Here is a 15,363-nt window from a genome sequence, read left to right as displayed (position 1 = left end):
CCTTGGTCAAGCGATGAAAGGACATCTGTGACCGAATCACACAAGCAAGACCTCAATTCTCTGCGAATTCCTGAGCTCCGCGCTCTGGCAGGGCAATTGGGCCTTAAAGGTCTGTCCGGTTTGCGTAAGAGTGAACTGATTGCCCGCATTCAAGGCGCCGGCACCCCAGTCGCCGCACCCGCCCACGCGGATAAGCCGGCACAGGATTCCTCCGCTGAAGAATCCGCCGAATCTGCTGGTTCCGCCGAGGGCAAAAACAGCGAACGTTCGGAAAACTCGCAGCCAGAATCACGGTCTGCAGCACGTCGAGCTCGCCGTAACCGTGCACGCCAGCAACAGCGTGAACGTCAGCGCGCCGCGCAAGAAGCGCGTGCGGAAGGCCGGGAAGAAAACCAGGAAGAATCACGTGAAGCTGATTCCCGCAACGGCGATGCCAGCCATGAGGACAAGTCAGCGCAAGCACACGACGACCGTCCGGAGGGACGTCGAAAAGCACGCCAGGAACGCCGTGAAAACTCTGAAGAGCACGACTCTGCGTCCGCGCAAGAGCAGCATGACGGCGACGATTCCCACGAAGGGCACGACAACGGGGACCGTGGCAATCACCGCAATAATCGCCGCAACAACCGGCGCAACCGTCGCGGGCGTGATCGCGATGGCCGCGATAACCGTGACAACCGCGACAACTCTGAGAACGACAACCACGAGGACAACCTCCAGCCGGTTGCGGGCATCGTCGACATCGTTGATAACAACACGGCGTTTATCCGCACCACCGGTTACCACCCGTCCCCGAATGACGTGTACGTCAACAACCAGATTGTTCGCCGCAACGGTTTGCGTTCCGGTGACGCCGTCATCGGTTACTCCAAGCCCGGTAACAACCACCAGGGCGGCGGGCGCGGCCGTAACCGTCAGAAGTACGCCAACTTGGCCCGCATTGAAAGCATCAACGGCGTTGCCCCGGATCAGATGCCACAGCGTCCACACTTCAACAAGCTGACCCCGCTGTACCCGAACCAGCGTCTGCGCCTGGAAACAGAGCACAACATCCTGACCACCCGCGTGATTGACCTCATCATGCCGATCGGTAAGGGACAGCGCGCACTGATCGTGTCGCCTCCTAAAGCAGGTAAGACCACGATCTTGCAGAACATCGCCAACGCGATTGCACACAACAATCCGGAATGCCACCTCATGGTGGTCCTGGTCGACGAACGCCCTGAAGAAGTCACCGATATGCAACGCAGCGTCAACGGTGAGGTTATCGCTTCCACCTTTGATCGACCACCAAGTGAACACACCGCCGTTGCTGAGCTGGCCATTGAGCGCGCAAAGCGCCTCGTCGAAGAAGGCAAGGATGTGGTGGTCCTGCTGGATTCCATCACACGCCTCGGCCGCGCATATAACAATTCCTCGCCAGCGTCCGGTCGTATCCTCTCCGGTGGTGTTGACTCCAACGCGCTGTACCCACCGAAGCGTTTCCTGGGTGCGGCCCGCAACATCGAAAACGGCGGTTCGCTGACCATCATCGCGACCGCGCTCGTGGAAACCGGTTCCGCCGGTGACGCTGTGATCTTCGAAGAGTTCAAGGGCACCGGCAACGCTGAGCTCAAGCTCGACCGCAAAATTGCAGAACGCCGCGTATTCCCAGCCGTCGACGTTCACCCTTCGGGCACGCGCAAGGACGAACTTATGCTCGTGCCAGAAGAAGCCAAGATTATGCAAAAACTGCGTAACATCCTGGCTCAGCTGGACAGCCAGCAGGCTATCGACCTGCTCATTCGCCAGCTGAAGAAGACTAAGTCCAACGGTGAATTCTTGATGCAGGTTGCATCTAGTGCGCCGATGGCGGCCGCTCTAGAAGAGGAGGATTACTCCTAATGTCTAAGCAGGTATCTGCTGTTGACGACGTCCTATCGGAATACCAGGGCCTGGAAATGCAGCTGGCTGACCCGTCGCTTCACGACGACCAAGCTGCCGCACGCAAAGTTTCCAAGCGATACTCCGAATTGCAGCCGATCGTCAACGTCTACAACGAGCTAACCCAAACCCAGGAAGACCTGGAAGTTGCCAAGGAAATGGCCCACGAGGACCACGAATTCCAGGCTGAAGCACAGCGCCTTGCAGAACGCGAAGTTGAGCTCGAGGAGAAACTCGCTGACCTCATGGCTCCGCGCGACCCCCACGATGGTGACGACATCATCATGGAGATCAAAGCTGGCGCCGGCGGTGAAGAGGCTGCACTCTTCGCCGGTGACCTTGTGCGCATGTACGAAAAGTACGCCGACAAGCACGGTTTCGCCTACGAGGTCCTGGACTTGGCAGAATCCGACCTCGGCGGGGTGAAGGACATGACGCTTTCCATCCGTTCCAAGAACCCATCCCGTGATGGTGCATGGTCTGTCTTCAAATTCGAAGGTGGAGTCCACCGCGTCCAGCGCGTGCCCGTTACCGAATCTCAGGGACGCATCCAGACTTCCGCTGCAGGTGTCCTGGTGTACCCGGAGCCCGATGAGCTCACCGGCGTGGACATTGACGACAAAGACATTCGCGTCGATGTCTACCGATCCTCCGGTAAAGGTGGACAGGGCGTGAACACCACGGACTCCGCGGTCCGCATCACGCACTTGCCCACCGGAATCATCGTGACCTGCCAGAAGGAACGCTCACAGATTCAAAACCGTGCCCGTGCCATGCAGGTCCTCCAAGCCCGTCTGGACCAGATGCAGCGCGAGCAAGCTGAGGCGGAAGCTGCAGAGCAGCGCGGCAGCCAGGTCCGCAACATGGACCGCTCCGAGCGTATCCGCACCTATAACTGGCCGGAGAACCGCATCTCGGATCACCGCATCAACTACAAGGCAAACAACTTGGATACTGTCCTCGATGGTGGCCTAGATGAACTGTTCAGCGCGCTGCAAGCGGCTGAGCGCGCAGAACGTCTCGAGGCAGAATAAGCACCAAAGGTATGAAAAACTCATACACGGAGCGCGGGACTGCAGATGCTGCAGCTCCGCGCTTTGACGTAAGTTCAGTGGAAAGCGCTCCGACGGTGCGTACGGCCGTTGCGGCTGCAGCAGCCGCCTTGAGTGGCGCCGGCGTGGAGTCGCCGGAATATGACGCGACAGAACTCGCGGCCCACCTTCTTGGTTGTTCACACATGGAGGTAAAACTCCGGGGCCGCGATGTTATGGCTGAGGGGTATGCCGGGCTCGTCGAACGGCGTGCGCGCCGAATTCCGTTGCAACACATCGTCGGAACGGCACCTTTCGGCCCACTTGACTTGTTTGTAGGGCCCGGGGTGTTCGTGCCCCGTTTCGAGACTGAGGTACTGGCCGATTGGGCGGTACAGTGGGCTCGTCGAAAAGCAGGAGACCAACAGGGTAGCGGTTTGTGCATCGTGGATCTTTGCACCGGTAGCGGTGCCCTGGCTGCGTACCTGGCGAGTCATTTGCCGGCTGCGCAGGTTGTTGCGGTCGAGCTCAGCGATGACGCCCTCAAGTATGCCGCGAAGAATTTGCGGTACCCGAACGTAGAACTTATCGCTGGTGATGCAACGGACCCCAACCTCTTGGGTGAGCTTGCCGGACGAGTGGACCTCGTGGTGACAAATCCGCCATATGTTCCTGAATCCGACGACCTTTCTCCTGAGGTGTATCACGACCCCCACATGGCCGTCTTTTCCGGCGACAGTGGAATGGACATGATCACGCAGTTAGCCCCAGTACTTTTTACACTGGTACGACCAGGCGGTGTTGTGGCTGTTGAACATGACGACACAACTTCGGAGGAAACGCTAGAAACCCTGCGCTCCGCCTGCTTCGCCGATGTGCGTCCGCTGGCAGATTTGACCGGCCGGAAGCGTTTTGCGCTTGGCGTTAAACCAGCTTCAATAACGTGAGCCACGGGCAGAGTACACTTAGGAGCACTATGAGCTCAGTACTGAATTGTCTTGATGAAAAAGACCGCGCCCGGTCCCTCGTACAGGCTGCCGAAGCCGCACGTGACGGTCAACTCGTCGTTCTGCCGACGGATACGTTGTACGGCATTGGTGCTGACGCTTTCAATAACCAAGCAGTAGCCAACCTGCTTGCCGCGAAGCATCGCGGGCCTGATTACCCGGTTCCAGTTCTGGTTGGTTCCTGGGACACAATCCAGGGGCTCGTCGCAGGGTTCTCCTCCCAGATGCGCTTACTGGTGGAGGCATTCTGGCCAGGTGGCTTGTCTATCGTGGTGCAGCAAGCGCCCTCGCTGCCGTGGAACTTGGGTGATACAAACGGCACTGTCATGGTGCGCATGCCGAATCACCCTGTGGCGCTGCAACTGCTTCGCGACGTCGGGCCCATGGCCGTATCATCCGCCAACATCCATGGTCACCAGCCGCCTGTCAACGTGACAGAGGCGCGCCAACAGCTAGGCGATAGCGTCGCCGTATATCTGGACGGTGGTACCGCAGCGATCGGTGAACCCTCGACGATTGTTGATTTAACTCGAACGACTCCAAAGATTCTCCGTGAGGGAGCCATTTCTGCTGACCGAATCAGCGAAGTCCTCGGCGTTGAAGTAGAGCTTCCGGAGCCTAAGAACCAGTAACTATGGGCTTAGGTGGGGCGGGCGTACCGCTGCGAGAACTCGGCGTGGTCATTCTTGTTGCCGCTGCCTTGACGTACTTATCGACGGGAGCCGTCCGGTACTTAGCCGTACGCGCTGGAAAAGTTGCGGAAATTCGTAAGCGCGATGTTCACACCCAACCCACGCCGAGGTTGGGTGGCGTGGCCATGTTCTCGGGTTTCGCGGGAGCGGTATTCTTGGCGTCACAGCTTCCGGCGCTCAACAGGGGATTCATGCCCGTTACCCCAGAGATGAATGCGTTGTTGTGGGCGGCATTTATCATCGTGGTCATAGGTATTATCGACGACCTCGTGGAACTTGGGGCACTGGCGAAGTTGATAGGCCAGATTGCTGCAGCACTGACCATGTCTTTGCTGGGCTTAAATTGGACTGCCTTGTATGTCCCCATCGGCGATGGAACTACCGTAGTTCTCGACCAAGTCCAGTCCACTGCATTGACAGTCGTCATTACGGTGCTGTTGGTGAATGCGATGAACTTCGTCGACGGTCTCGACGGCCTGGCCGCAGGCCTTGGAATGATCGCAGGGGGAGCGATCCTCGTCTTCTCCCTCACGGTTCTCCACGATCAGGGCGGGGCTGTGTCCGCGTATCCGCCAGCAATCATTGCCGCCGGTCTCATGGGACTGTGCGCGGGCTTTCTTCCACATAATTTTGAACCGTCACGCATATTTATGGGCGATTCAGGCTCCATGCTCATTGGTTTGCTGTTGGCAGCTGCGTCTACATCTGCGTCGGGCAAAATCACTATGTCGCTTTATGGCTCCGCCGACATGGTCGCACTCATGAGCCCGTTTATCGTTGTTGCAGCCGCGGTCTTCGTGCCGGTTTTAGACTTGGTTCTGGCAGTGGTGCGCAGGTTGTCTAAAGGGACCTCGCCTTTTACCGCCGACAAGATGCATTTACACCACAGGCTTCTGAAGCTTGGGCACACTCATCGTAGAACGGTGCTCATTCTTTACTTGTGGGTCTCTGTCGTGGCTTTCGGTGCGGTGGCCTTCTCCATCGTTCCGCCGGCGGCCGCGTTAACCGGTACCGGAATTGCTTTATTGGTGGCGTTCCTACTCACGCTGGTGCCTGTCTTGGACGGCAGAATTGGCTCACGCAGGTGCGTTAGTTAGTCCGAGCTGATACCCATCGGTAGGATGACCCCCGTGAGTGAAGCACAGAAAAATCAAAACAGCCCCGATGAGCCAACCGTAGATCTTCCGCCGATTGATGAGACCGACTACACCGATCATCGTCGTCCACTTCTCCGAGCTCTCAACTACGGTGGCAAGGCCCTCGTGGTGGTAATCATTCTCCTCCTGATTATCTGGGGTTGGATCGCTAATACTGAAGGGCTGATTGGTGTCATCATGTCTGCAGCCATCTCGGGCGCCTTCATCTTGACCACGGCTGGGTTAGTTTTGGCTTCGTCGAACACCTCCCCGGCAACTACGGGGGCCATTGTTCTTGGTGGTTGGTTGGTCAAAATTGTCATTCTGATTGCCATCTTGTTTGTTATCAGGGACTTGGAGTTCTACAACACCTGGGCTTTCTTCACGACGACGCTCGCAACACTTGTCGTCGTCATAGGTGCTGAAATTTGGGGCGTAATCACAACCCGCACCATGACTTTGGGGGACTAATACGTTCTTGGCGGGTCTAGGCGACGGGGGTAACCAGAAGCGGGGGAAATGGGGGAAGGCTGGGAACGTGCCGGATTCTTACCTACGGAAAACTCCGTGATAGCCCACCCCCGAATTGGGGAATGGATTTAGCGGATAGGTTGGCCCTTTAGATCCCAAAAATAACGTTGCGCTGGAACAATAACCCCACCATAAGCGGGAATTACGTCACACCGGTGAGGTGGGCTCACACCGGGTGGGACAAAAACGATTTAGCCTGCTAATCTAACTTGCGGGTTAGCCACGCCTGGGTTTTTCCTGGGTTGTTGGCTTCAATCCCTGCCTTCAGCACGCAGATGTGCGACGGAATCCGTGCTCCAGGCAGAGTGTTTTTCAGACGTCCATCGCACCGCGCTTGCACGAGCGCGGCCCGAACACGGGAGAGAACGCTGAGCGTTATGACTTTGTCCATGAAGGGGGAGTTCCATCCCCCGAATCTGGACGACGAATTTTTCCCGGGGCATATCGACAGCCAAACTGGCGAAGTCGTGGACATGTGGTTCACAGACTTTGCAAACGGCTGGTTTGCACTTGACCGTCTGATGCTTATCCGCATCCTGATGACCGTGATTTTGGTTGCGCTATTCGCCTTCGGCATGCGTAACCCGAAGCTCGTTCCTTCTGGACTGCAAAACGTAGTCGAGTGGGCAATTGACTTCGTACGAATTCATATCGCAGAAGACATTCTGGGCAAGAAGGAAGGTCGTCGGTTCCTCCCGGTTATCGCGACCATCTTCTTCCTGGTGCTCTTTATGAACGTCACCACGATCATCCCGGGGTTGAACATCTCACCCAACGCACGTATGGGTATGCCGGCTGTCTTGGCTGTGTTTGGTTTCATCGCGTTTGTGTACGCAGGTTCCAAGCGCTATGGCTTCTTCAAATACGTCAAGTCGTCGGTTGTCATCCCCAACCTTCCTCCGATTCTGCACCTCCTCGTGGTGCCGATCGAAATCCTCTCCACGTTCATCATCCGCCCAGTCACCTTGGCTTTGCGTTTGATGGCGAACTTCCTCGCCGGTCACATCATTTTGGTCCTGCTGTACTCTGCCACGAACTTCTTCTTCTGGCAGCTCAACGGCTGGACCGCAGTGTCTGGCATCACTCTTATTGCGGGCATCGCCTTCACCCTGTACGAATGCATCATCATCATCCTGCAGGCGTACATCTTTGCGCTGCTCGTCGCTGTGTACATCGAACTGTCTTTGCACGCCGATGAACATTAGTGAATAGGGAATACGGCTCCTATGTGAATAGGAGTTGGGGAGAAGCGGACTGCATGGTCAACTGAATACCCCAGAGATCTACTGAAAATTTCCCCCGGGAGCAGGTCCCGGGACCAAGAAAGGGAACAACCTCATGAACGAGATCATCCTCGCGCAGGCTGAAGCAACCACCACCTACACCGGCCTTGGCGCAATCGGCTACGGCATCGCAACCCTGGGCCCAGGCCTGGGCATCGGTATCCTCGTGGGCAAGGCTCTCGAGGGTATGGCACGTCAGCCTGAGATGGCTGGCCAGCTGCGTACCACCATGTTCATCGGCCTTGCCTTCGTCGAGGCACTGGCTCTGATCGGCCTCGTTGCCGGCTTCCTGTTCTAGTCAGACGAGCGAACAAAAAACTTTTAAGACTGGAGAACTATGACGAACGTCATTTATTACCTTGCGGAGGGTTCCTTGCCACTTGAATCTGGCAACTCTATCCTCCTGCCCAAGGCATACGACATCGTCTGGTCCATCATTTCGCTCGTCATCGTCCTGATTCTTTTCTGGAAGTTTGTCCTTCCGAAGTACCGGGAGATCCTAGCCGAGCGTGAGGACCGGATTCAGGGTGGTATTCAGCGTGCTGAGGCTGCTCAGGCTGAAGCTAAGGCAGCGTTGGAAAAGTACAACGCACAGCTTTCCGACGCCCGAGGCGAGGCCGCGGAAATCCGCGACCAGGCCCGTGAGCGTGGCAAGCAGATCGAAGCCGAAGCACGTGAAGCGGCTAATGCTGAAAGTGCTCGCATCATCGAGTCTGGCAACAAGCAGCTCGAGGCATCCCGCCAGCAGGTAGTTGAAGAACTGCGTCAGGAATTGGGCCAGAGCTCAATCAACCTCGCAGAACGTATTCTTGGCGGTGAACTCTCCGACGCTTCGAAGCGTTCCACCACCATCGATTCGTTCCTGGCTGAGCTGGACTCTGCTAAAACGGCAGGAAAGTGAGTGGTATGCACGCAGCTAGTCGCGACGCACTGAACCAGCTCACTCCGAAGCTGGATAATCTGACGGCAGGTGCCGCTCAGGCACCAACTGCTGCCCAGCTAGGTGCCGAACTTTTTGATGTCGTTGAAGCACTGGACAAGGATCGGGCACTGCGTATTGCAGTCGCGGATACTACGCGTACCGCAGAACAGCGCGCAGGACTGATTCGCGAAGTATTCAACGGACGGGTTGCGCAACCCACGCTCGACATTTTGGGCGAAGCTGCCGCACAGTCTTGGTCAACTCCCCGTGAGTTCCGTACCGGACTGGTCGTGCTGGGGCGTCGCGCACTGCTGCGTGGCGCTGAGTCTGAGGGGCAGCTCCAGGATGTAGAGGACCAGCTTTACGACTTGAGTCGTATCCTGGACCGCGAACCTGAGCTGTCGATGCTGCTGTCTGACCCTCGTGCAGATGCAGCGCAGAAGCGTAGCCTGTTGGCATCCGTGCTCTACGGAAAGGCCCTTAAGTACACCGAGGCGCTTGCGCTTCAGGTTATTGGCCGTCCTGAGCACAACCCGGTTGATGACATCGCAGCACTGGTCGATCAAGCAGCAGACCTCCGTGGCCGCACCGTGGCCCAGGTCGTCAGCGCTGCAGAGTTGACCGACGCGCAACGACAGGTGCTTGCCGAGAAGTTGGGTCAACTGTATGGGCGTGACTTCTCCATCCACACTGTGGTTGACGAGTCCATCCTCGGCGGAATGATTATCCGGGTCGGCGACGAGAAGATCGATGGTTCCACCATTGGTCGCCTCGAACGCCTGAGGGCGCAGCTGGTTTAAGGGCCAACGATTTGAACACATTGAACGAAACAACCGAGAGCAGGAAGAACATGGCGGAGCTGACGATCTCCTCCGATGAGATCCGTAGCGCGATTGCGAACTACACCTCGAGCTTCTCCGCGGAGGCCTCCCGTGAGGAGGTCGGCGTGGTCATTTCCACCGCGGATGGCATTGCCCAGGTTTCGGGCTTGCCTAGCGTGATGGCAAATGAGCTGCTCGAGTTCCCCAACGGCGTCATTGGTGTGGCGCAGAACCTCGAGACCGATTCCATCGGTGTCGTTATTTTGGGTAGCTACGAGACTCTCAAAGAGGGCGACGAAGTAACTCGGACAGGCGAAGTTCTGTCTATCCCGGTCGGGGACAAGTTCCTGGGCCGCGTAATTAACCCATTGGGTCAGCCGATCGATGGCTTGGGCGCTATCGAGGCTGAAGAAAACCGTGTGCTGGAACTCCAGGCACCTTCCGTGCTGCAGCGTCAGCCAGTGGAAGAGCCACTCCAGACCGGTATTAAGGCTATTGACGCAATGACCCCGATCGGTCGTGGTCAGCGTCAGCTTATTATTGGTGACCGCAAGACTGGTAAGACCGCAGTCTGCATTGACACCATTTTGAACCAAAAGGCTGCATGGGAATCTGGCGACAAGAACCAGCAGGTCCGTTGCATCTATGTTGCAATTGGCCAGAAGGGTTCCACCATCGCTGGTGTCCGCGCAACTCTTGAAGAGCAGGGTGCTCTGGAGTACACCACCATCGTGGCTGCTCCAGCTTCTGACTCCGCAGGTTTCAAGTGGCTAGCACCGTTTGCCGGTGCAGCTCTTGGCCAGCACTGGATGTACCAGGGCTACCACGTCTTGGTGATTTATGATGACCTGACCAAGCAGGCTGAGGCATACCGTGCTATCTCCCTGCTGCTGCGTCGTCCACCGGGCCGTGAGGCTTACCCTGGTGACGTGTTCTACCTGCACTCCCGTCTGCTGGAGCGTGCTGCAAAGCTCTCCGACGACATGGGCGCCGGTTCTATGACCGCGTTGCCGATCATTGAGACCAAGGCTAACGACGTTTCTGCGTTCATCCCGACCAACGTTATTTCTATTACTGACGGTCAGGTGTTCCTAGAGTCCGACCTGTTTAACCAGGGCGTTCGTCCAGCTATTAACGTCGGTATCTCCGTCTCTCGTGTTGGTGGTGCTGCTCAGACCAAGGGTATGAAGAAGGTTGCAGGTTCCCTGCGTCTTGACCTCGCTGCGTACCGCGATTTGGAAGCATTCGCTACCTTCGCTTCCGACCTTGACGATGCTTCGAAGGCTCAGCTCGAGCGCGGCCAGCGTCTCGTCGAGATCCTCAAGCAGGCAGAGAACTCTCCACAGCCAGTCGAATACCAGATCGTTTCGATTTGGTTGGCTAACGACGGCGCGTTCGACATTGTTCCCGTCGAAGATGTTCGTCGCTACGAGGCTGAGCTGCAGGAATTCCTGCATGCTGAAACCCCTGAAGTTTACGAGCAGATTGCCGGTGGCGCAGCGCTGAGCGACGAGTCCCAGGAGACTCTGCGCAAGGCTGCTGCTACGTTCTCCCGCACCTTCCGCACTTCTGACAACGCACCGCTCATTCAGGATGAGAACGTCGATGCGCTGTCCGAGGGTGATGTGCAGAAGAACCAGCTCACCGTCTCCCGCAAGAAGACGAACTAGATAGCCTTTAGGCACAATCAATGAACGTCTATTTTGCAGAAGGGAGGAGCGTGAACCATGGCTAATCTTCGTGAACTACGTGACCGTATCCGGTCAGTGAACTCGACCAAGCAGATCACCAAGGCACAGGAGTTGATTGCAACTTCGCGCATTACTAAGGCGCAAAACCGCGTTGCAGCTGCAGCTCCTTACGCCCGTGAAATCCAGGATGTCGTGGAACGTCTCGCTTCAGCAAGCTCTCTCGAGCACCCGATGCTCCGGCATTCCGGTGATCGTCAGGGCAGCCGAGCAGCAGTGCTGGTCGTCACGTCCGACCGCGGCATGTGTGGTGGCTACAACCACAACGTGCTCAAGAAGGCCGCTGAACTGACCAAGCTGCTTGAAGACGAAGGCTACGATGTTGTCCGCTTCGTAACCGGTTCCAAGGGAATCGGTTACTACGAATTCCGCGACGAAGACATTGAAGGCGCTTGGGACGGATTCTCTCAGGATCCGACCTGGGAAGGCACACACGATGTGCGCCGCCACCTGATTAACGGCTTCCTCGCAGGTTCGGAAGGAACCGTGAAGGACCGCACCGGTCTTCGCGTCGATGGCGACGACATCCTCGGTTTCGATCAGGTCCACGTCGTCTACACCGAGTTTGTCTCGATGTTGACCCAGCAGCCGGAGGCGCATCAGTTGCTTCCAATTGAAGCTGTTGTCGAATACGACCAGGTCGATACCGGTGAAGACATGTTGGGTACGGGCGATCTGCCTGAACCCGATGTGGCCTTCGAACCAGATCCAGACACGTTGCTAGAGGCTCTGCTTCCGCAGTATGTATCCAGGATGTTGTTCTCTTACTTCCTGGAAGCATCTGCTTCGGAATCCGCAGCCCGCCGTACCGCTATGAAGGCGGCAACGGACAACGCGAATGAACTGGTCAACGACTTGTCTCGAGTAGCTAACGCTGCCCGTCAGGCGCAGATTACTCAGGAAATCACAGAGATCGTCGGCGGCGTAGATGCCCTCGCCGATAGCGGAGAAAGTGACTAGATTATGACTACAGCTCTCAGCGAGCAGAACACACGCCAGGAGACCACCTCCGGCCGTGTTGTGCGCGTCATTGGTGCGGTTGTCGACGTGGAGTTCCCCCGCGGCGAACTGCCAGCACTGAATAACGCGCTGACTGTCGAGGTCACCCTCGAAGCAGTCGCAAAAACCATTGTCCTTGAGGTAGCTCAGCACTTGGGCGACAACCTCGTTCGCACCATTTCCATGGCCCCGACCGACGGTCTGATCCGCGGTACTGAGGTCAAGGACACGGGTGCACCTATTTCCGTCCCAGTGGGTGACGTCGTCAAGGGGCATGTATTCAACGCCCTGGGCGACTGCCTGGACGCACCGGAGCTCAACGACGATCCAAGCATCGAGCGTTGGGGTATCCACCGTGACCCACCACCATTCGACCAGCTGGAAGGTAAGACCGAGATCCTGGAAACGGGTATCAAGGTTATTGACCTCCTGACCCCTTACGTCAAGGGTGGCAAGATTGGTCTGTTCGGTGGTGCAGGTGTGGGCAAGACGGTTCTCATCCAGGAGATGATTACCCGTATTGCACGCGAGTTCTCCGGTACCTCCGTGTTCGCGGGCGTCGGCGAGCGTACCCGTGAGGGCACCGACCTCTTCCTCGAAATGGAAGAAATGGGCGTGCTCCCAGATACCGCCCTGGTATTCGGCCAGATGGACGAGCCACCAGGAGTCCGTATGCGCGTCGCACTGTCTGGTCTGACCATGGCGGAGTACTTCCGCGATGTCCAGCACCAGGACGTGCTTTTGTTCATCGACAACATCTTCCGTTTCACCCAGGCAGGTTCTGAGGTTTCGACCCTTCTGGGCCGCATGCCTTCTGCTGTGGGTTACCAGCCAACGCTGGCAGACGAGATGGGTGTTCTTCAGGAGCGCATTACCTCTACTAAGGGTCGTTCCATTACGTCTCTGCAGGCAGTGTACGTCCCAGCTGACGACTACACCGACCCTGCGCCAGCAACGACGTTCGCTCACTTGGACGCAACGACCGAGCTGGACCGTGGTATTGCATCCAAGGGTATTTACCCAGCTGTGAACCCACTGACCTCGACCTCTCGTATTCTCGAGCCGTCGATCGTTGGTGAGCGTCACTACGCGGTTGCTCAGCGCGTCATTGGTATTCTGCAGAAGAACAAGGAACTGCAGGACATCATCGCCATCCTCGGTATGGACGAACTCGGTGAAGAAGACAAGATCACGGTTGCACGTGCACGCCGTATCGAGCGCTTCCTCGGCCAGAACTTCTTCGTCGCAGAGAAGTTCACGGGTCTGCCGGGCTCCTACGTCCCACTCGAGGACACCATCGATGCCTTCGAACGCATCTGCAACGGCGAATTCGACCACTACCCAGAGCAGGCCTTCAACGGCTTGGGTGGTCTCGATGACGTCGAGGCTGCGTACAAGAAGATCACCGAAAAGTAGGGGAGAACCCATCATGGCTGACATCACCGTGGAACTGGTTTCCGTTGAGCGTTTGCTCTGGGAAGGACAAGCGTCCATCCTTACCGCGGAAACCTCTGAAGGTGAGATCGGCGTGCTGCCCGGCCACGAGCCGTTGCTAGCTCAGCTGGCAGAAAACGGCGTAGTGACGATCCGTCCGCTGGAAGGCGACCGGGTCGTGGCTGCCGTGCAGGGTGGCTTCCTCTACGTCACACGGGAAAAAGTCACCGTATTGGCTGACTGGGCCGTGTGGGCTGATGAAGTCAACGAAGGCGAAGCGGAAGAGCAGAGCTCTTCTGACGACGAGCTCACCGCATCACGAGGCGTTGCTTCGTTGAAGGCGCTGCGCCGTCTGCAGTCTGCGTAAGCCTTAAACTCACCGCTGCCTGGTCCATACTCGAATGAGTACGGGCCAGGCAGTTTTTTTATCCGGTTCGGGTGCACGGGGACATAACCTGCTCCCGCTAAACAGTTAGCGTGACCCATGACTATTGGTTAAACTAGGACTGCATAAAGACAAAGGTATTTTTCACTTAGTCTTCTGTTAACATTGGTTAATCCGTCCAGTGACGGGGTGAAAGTACTCAAAGCGGACGCACTGAAGAAGTGCTCTATGGAGCGAGGGCCGTACGGTATGTCGTTTGTGCAATGGATTCTGGTAGCCATCATCGTGATTGTCGCTGCCCTCGCCGCGTGGCGTTTCTTCTTCGTGCGTTCGGCTGGTACCTCCGTGGTTATGCGTATGCTCCCCGCCGACGATGGTCGCCATTGGCGCCACGGAACCATCGTGTACAAGGGGGATGTACTGCATTTTTTTAAGCTGCGTTCGCTGGGGCCACTCGCCGACGCAGCTTTTAACCGCCAAAACATTAGCCTCACGGGCCGTCGTCATGCGACAGACCGTGAGGCTTCAGTTTTAGAGCCTGTGAACGGAATCGTCACCTTCACTGTGGGGGACGTGGAGTGGGAGCTGTCAGCTGATTTGCGCACTGAGATGGCTTTCACCGCCTGGGTAGAAGCTGCGCCCGATGTCAGGCAGCAGAGGCCTGATTTTCACCGGCTGCGCGATAGGGTTTCGCGGTCGCGTCGTCGATAAGCACGCGAAACGTTAGCCGCCATGCGGGTGCGATAGGGTGGTGCGCATGCGTTTAGTTATTGCTCGGTGTTCTGTCGATTATGTGGGCCGATTGGATGCCCATCTTCCGTCTGCTCTTCGACTTATTTTGATGAAGGCGGACGGCTCGGTGTCCATTCACGCAGACGACCGTGCGTATAAACCGCTGAACTGGATGACTCCACCGTGTACCGTCGCGGAGACGTCGGTTGTTGATGAAGACGGAGAAGATACCGGCGAGCAGCTGTGGATTGTGGAGAATCCGAAAGGGGAACAGCTGCGCATCACTGTGGAGGAGGTCCTGCAAGATGAGACCTTTGAGTTGGGGCAGGATCCGGGGCTTGTAAAAGATGGGGTTGAGGCACACCTGCAGGAACTCTTGGCGGATAACATCGAGACCCTGGGTGAGGGCTATTCGTTGATTCGTCGCGAATACCCCACAGCAATTGGGCCCGTAGATATTCTGTGCAAAGACCATGCCCATGGCACTGTTGCTGTTGAAATTAAACGCCGCGGAAATATCGATGGCGTAGAACAATTGACGCGGTACCTCGAATTGCTGAATCGTGATCCGCTGCTTGCTCCTGTGCGGGGTATTTTCGCAGCCCAAGAAATCAAACCTCAGGCACGTGTGCTCGCTGAAGACCGTGATATTCAGTGCGTGACACTGGACTACCAAGAGCTCCGCGGAATCGAGTCTGATGAACTCCGTCTTTTCTAAG

General features: G+C 56.9%; 16 protein-coding genes. All 16 read left to right on the top strand.

The window, feature by feature from the left end; genetic code table 11:
* The first annotated feature begins 27 nt into the window (after nucleotides 1-27).
* The 16 genes from rho to nucS all read left to right on the top strand — a co-directional run bounded on the left by rho (nucleotide 28) and on the right by nucS (nucleotide 15,362).
* Complete coding sequence (gene rho / locus ATK06_RS10040) at nucleotides 28-1,884, top strand: transcription termination factor Rho (RefSeq protein ID WP_098389287.1); 1,857 nt, start codon at nucleotides 28-30, stop codon at nucleotides 1,882-1,884.
* A complete protein-coding gene (gene prfA / locus ATK06_RS10035) occupies nucleotides 1,884-2,957 on the top strand; it encodes a peptide chain release factor 1 (protein ID WP_048380553.1) in 1,074 nt (357 codons plus the stop codon). Before rho ends, prfA begins: the two co-directional genes overlap by 1 nt.
* A gap of 11 nt (nucleotides 2,958-2,968) precedes the next feature.
* Entirely contained in the window at nucleotides 2,969-3,901 is a 933-nt protein-coding gene (prmC, locus tag ATK06_RS10030; protein ID WP_083986053.1) for a peptide chain release factor N(5)-glutamine methyltransferase, read from the top strand.
* Between the two features lie 29 nt (nucleotides 3,902-3,930).
* Nucleotides 3,931-4,593, top strand: a complete 663-nt coding sequence (locus ATK06_RS10025; RefSeq protein ID WP_048380556.1) for an L-threonylcarbamoyladenylate synthase — start codon at nucleotides 3,931-3,933, stop codon at nucleotides 4,591-4,593.
* Between the two features lie 2 nt (nucleotides 4,594-4,595).
* Nucleotides 4,596-5,750 (top strand): glycosyltransferase family 4 protein, encoded by a 1,155-nt coding sequence (locus ATK06_RS10020; RefSeq protein ID WP_048380558.1) that lies wholly within the window; start codon nucleotides 4,596-4,598, stop codon nucleotides 5,748-5,750.
* A gap of 93 nt (nucleotides 5,751-5,843) precedes the next feature.
* Nucleotides 5,844-6,260 (top strand): Cg1360 family ATP-synthase-associated protein, encoded by a 417-nt coding sequence (locus ATK06_RS10015; RefSeq protein WP_048380702.1) that lies wholly within the window; start codon nucleotides 5,844-5,846, stop codon nucleotides 6,258-6,260.
* A gap of 449 nt (nucleotides 6,261-6,709) precedes the next feature.
* Nucleotides 6,710-7,525 carry a F0F1 ATP synthase subunit A gene (gene atpB, locus ATK06_RS10005; RefSeq protein WP_048380704.1) on the top strand — a complete coding sequence of 272 codons (816 nt, stop codon included), beginning with the start codon at nucleotides 6,710-6,712 and terminating at the stop codon, nucleotides 7,523-7,525.
* A gap of 133 nt (nucleotides 7,526-7,658) precedes the next feature.
* Nucleotides 7,659-7,901, top strand: coding sequence for an ATP synthase F0 subunit C (locus tag ATK06_RS10000; protein WP_048380560.1), 243 nt, complete (start codon nucleotides 7,659-7,661; stop codon nucleotides 7,899-7,901).
* A gap of 39 nt (nucleotides 7,902-7,940) precedes the next feature.
* Nucleotides 7,941-8,504 carry a F0F1 ATP synthase subunit B gene (locus tag ATK06_RS09995; protein ID WP_048380561.1) on the top strand — a complete coding sequence of 188 codons (564 nt, stop codon included), beginning with the start codon at nucleotides 7,941-7,943 and terminating at the stop codon, nucleotides 8,502-8,504.
* Nucleotides 8,505-8,509: 5 nt separating this feature from the next.
* Nucleotides 8,510-9,325, top strand: coding sequence for a F0F1 ATP synthase subunit delta (locus ATK06_RS09990; RefSeq protein WP_048380563.1), 816 nt, complete (start codon nucleotides 8,510-8,512; stop codon nucleotides 9,323-9,325).
* A 50-nt stretch (nucleotides 9,326-9,375) separates the two neighbouring features.
* Nucleotides 9,376-11,016, top strand: a complete 1,641-nt coding sequence (gene atpA / locus ATK06_RS09985) for a F0F1 ATP synthase subunit alpha (protein WP_048380565.1) — start codon at nucleotides 9,376-9,378, stop codon at nucleotides 11,014-11,016.
* Nucleotides 11,017-11,073: 57 nt separating this feature from the next.
* Nucleotides 11,074-12,054 carry a F0F1 ATP synthase subunit gamma gene (locus tag ATK06_RS09980; RefSeq protein ID WP_048380567.1) on the top strand — a complete coding sequence of 327 codons (981 nt, stop codon included), beginning with the start codon at nucleotides 11,074-11,076 and terminating at the stop codon, nucleotides 12,052-12,054.
* Between the two features lie 3 nt (nucleotides 12,055-12,057).
* Nucleotides 12,058-13,509 carry a F0F1 ATP synthase subunit beta gene (atpD, locus tag ATK06_RS09975; protein ID WP_048380569.1) on the top strand — a complete coding sequence of 484 codons (1,452 nt, stop codon included), beginning with the start codon at nucleotides 12,058-12,060 and terminating at the stop codon, nucleotides 13,507-13,509.
* A gap of 13 nt (nucleotides 13,510-13,522) precedes the next feature.
* A complete protein-coding gene (locus tag ATK06_RS09970) occupies nucleotides 13,523-13,894 on the top strand; it encodes a F0F1 ATP synthase subunit epsilon (RefSeq protein ID WP_048380571.1) in 372 nt (123 codons plus the stop codon).
* A 207-nt stretch (nucleotides 13,895-14,101) separates the two neighbouring features.
* Nucleotides 14,102-14,623 (top strand): DUF2550 domain-containing protein, encoded by a 522-nt coding sequence (locus ATK06_RS09965; protein WP_143341417.1) that lies wholly within the window; start codon nucleotides 14,102-14,104, stop codon nucleotides 14,621-14,623.
* 46 nt (nucleotides 14,624-14,669) lie between these two features.
* On the top strand, nucleotides 14,670-15,362 hold the full coding sequence (nucS, locus tag ATK06_RS09960; protein ID WP_048380575.1) for an endonuclease NucS: 693 nt from the start codon (nucleotides 14,670-14,672) through the stop codon (nucleotides 15,360-15,362).
* The last annotated feature ends 1 nt before the right edge of the window (nucleotide 15,363 follow it).

The sequence above is a fragment of the Corynebacterium renale genome, assembly GCF_002563965.1.
In the GTDB taxonomy this organism is placed as follows: Bacteria; Actinomycetota; Actinomycetes; order Mycobacteriales; family Mycobacteriaceae; genus Corynebacterium; species Corynebacterium renale.
This window is presented reverse-complemented; position numbering and strand designations above follow the sequence as displayed.

What these genes read in the sequence shown, in the direction of transcription:
- prfA (WP_048380553.1), top strand. Translation starts at nt 1,884, where the DNA reads ATGTCTAAGCAGGTATCTGCTGTTGACGACGTCCTATCGGAATACCAG.
- prmC (WP_083986053.1), top strand. Translation starts at nt 2,969, where the DNA reads ATGAAAAACTCATACACGGAGCGCGGGACTGCAGATGCTGCAGCTCCG.
- ATK06_RS10025 (WP_048380556.1), top strand. Translation starts at nt 3,931, where the DNA reads ATGAGCTCAGTACTGAATTGTCTTGATGAAAAAGACCGCGCCCGGTCC.
- ATK06_RS10020 (WP_048380558.1), top strand. Translation starts at nt 4,596, where the DNA reads ATGGGCTTAGGTGGGGCGGGCGTACCGCTGCGAGAACTCGGCGTGGTC.
- atpB (WP_048380704.1), top strand. Translation starts at nt 6,710, where the DNA reads ATGAAGGGGGAGTTCCATCCCCCGAATCTGGACGACGAATTTTTCCCG.
- ATK06_RS10000 (WP_048380560.1), top strand. Translation starts at nt 7,659, where the DNA reads ATGAACGAGATCATCCTCGCGCAGGCTGAAGCAACCACCACCTACACC.
- ATK06_RS09995 (WP_048380561.1), top strand. Translation starts at nt 7,941, where the DNA reads ATGACGAACGTCATTTATTACCTTGCGGAGGGTTCCTTGCCACTTGAA.
- ATK06_RS09990 (WP_048380563.1), top strand. Translation starts at nt 8,510, where the DNA reads ATGCACGCAGCTAGTCGCGACGCACTGAACCAGCTCACTCCGAAGCTG.
- atpA (WP_048380565.1), top strand. Translation starts at nt 9,376, where the DNA reads ATGGCGGAGCTGACGATCTCCTCCGATGAGATCCGTAGCGCGATTGCG.
- ATK06_RS09980 (WP_048380567.1), top strand. Translation starts at nt 11,074, where the DNA reads ATGGCTAATCTTCGTGAACTACGTGACCGTATCCGGTCAGTGAACTCG.
- atpD (WP_048380569.1), top strand. Translation starts at nt 12,058, where the DNA reads ATGACTACAGCTCTCAGCGAGCAGAACACACGCCAGGAGACCACCTCC.
- ATK06_RS09970 (WP_048380571.1), top strand. Translation starts at nt 13,523, where the DNA reads ATGGCTGACATCACCGTGGAACTGGTTTCCGTTGAGCGTTTGCTCTGG.
- nucS (WP_048380575.1), top strand. Translation starts at nt 14,670, where the DNA reads ATGCGTTTAGTTATTGCTCGGTGTTCTGTCGATTATGTGGGCCGATTG.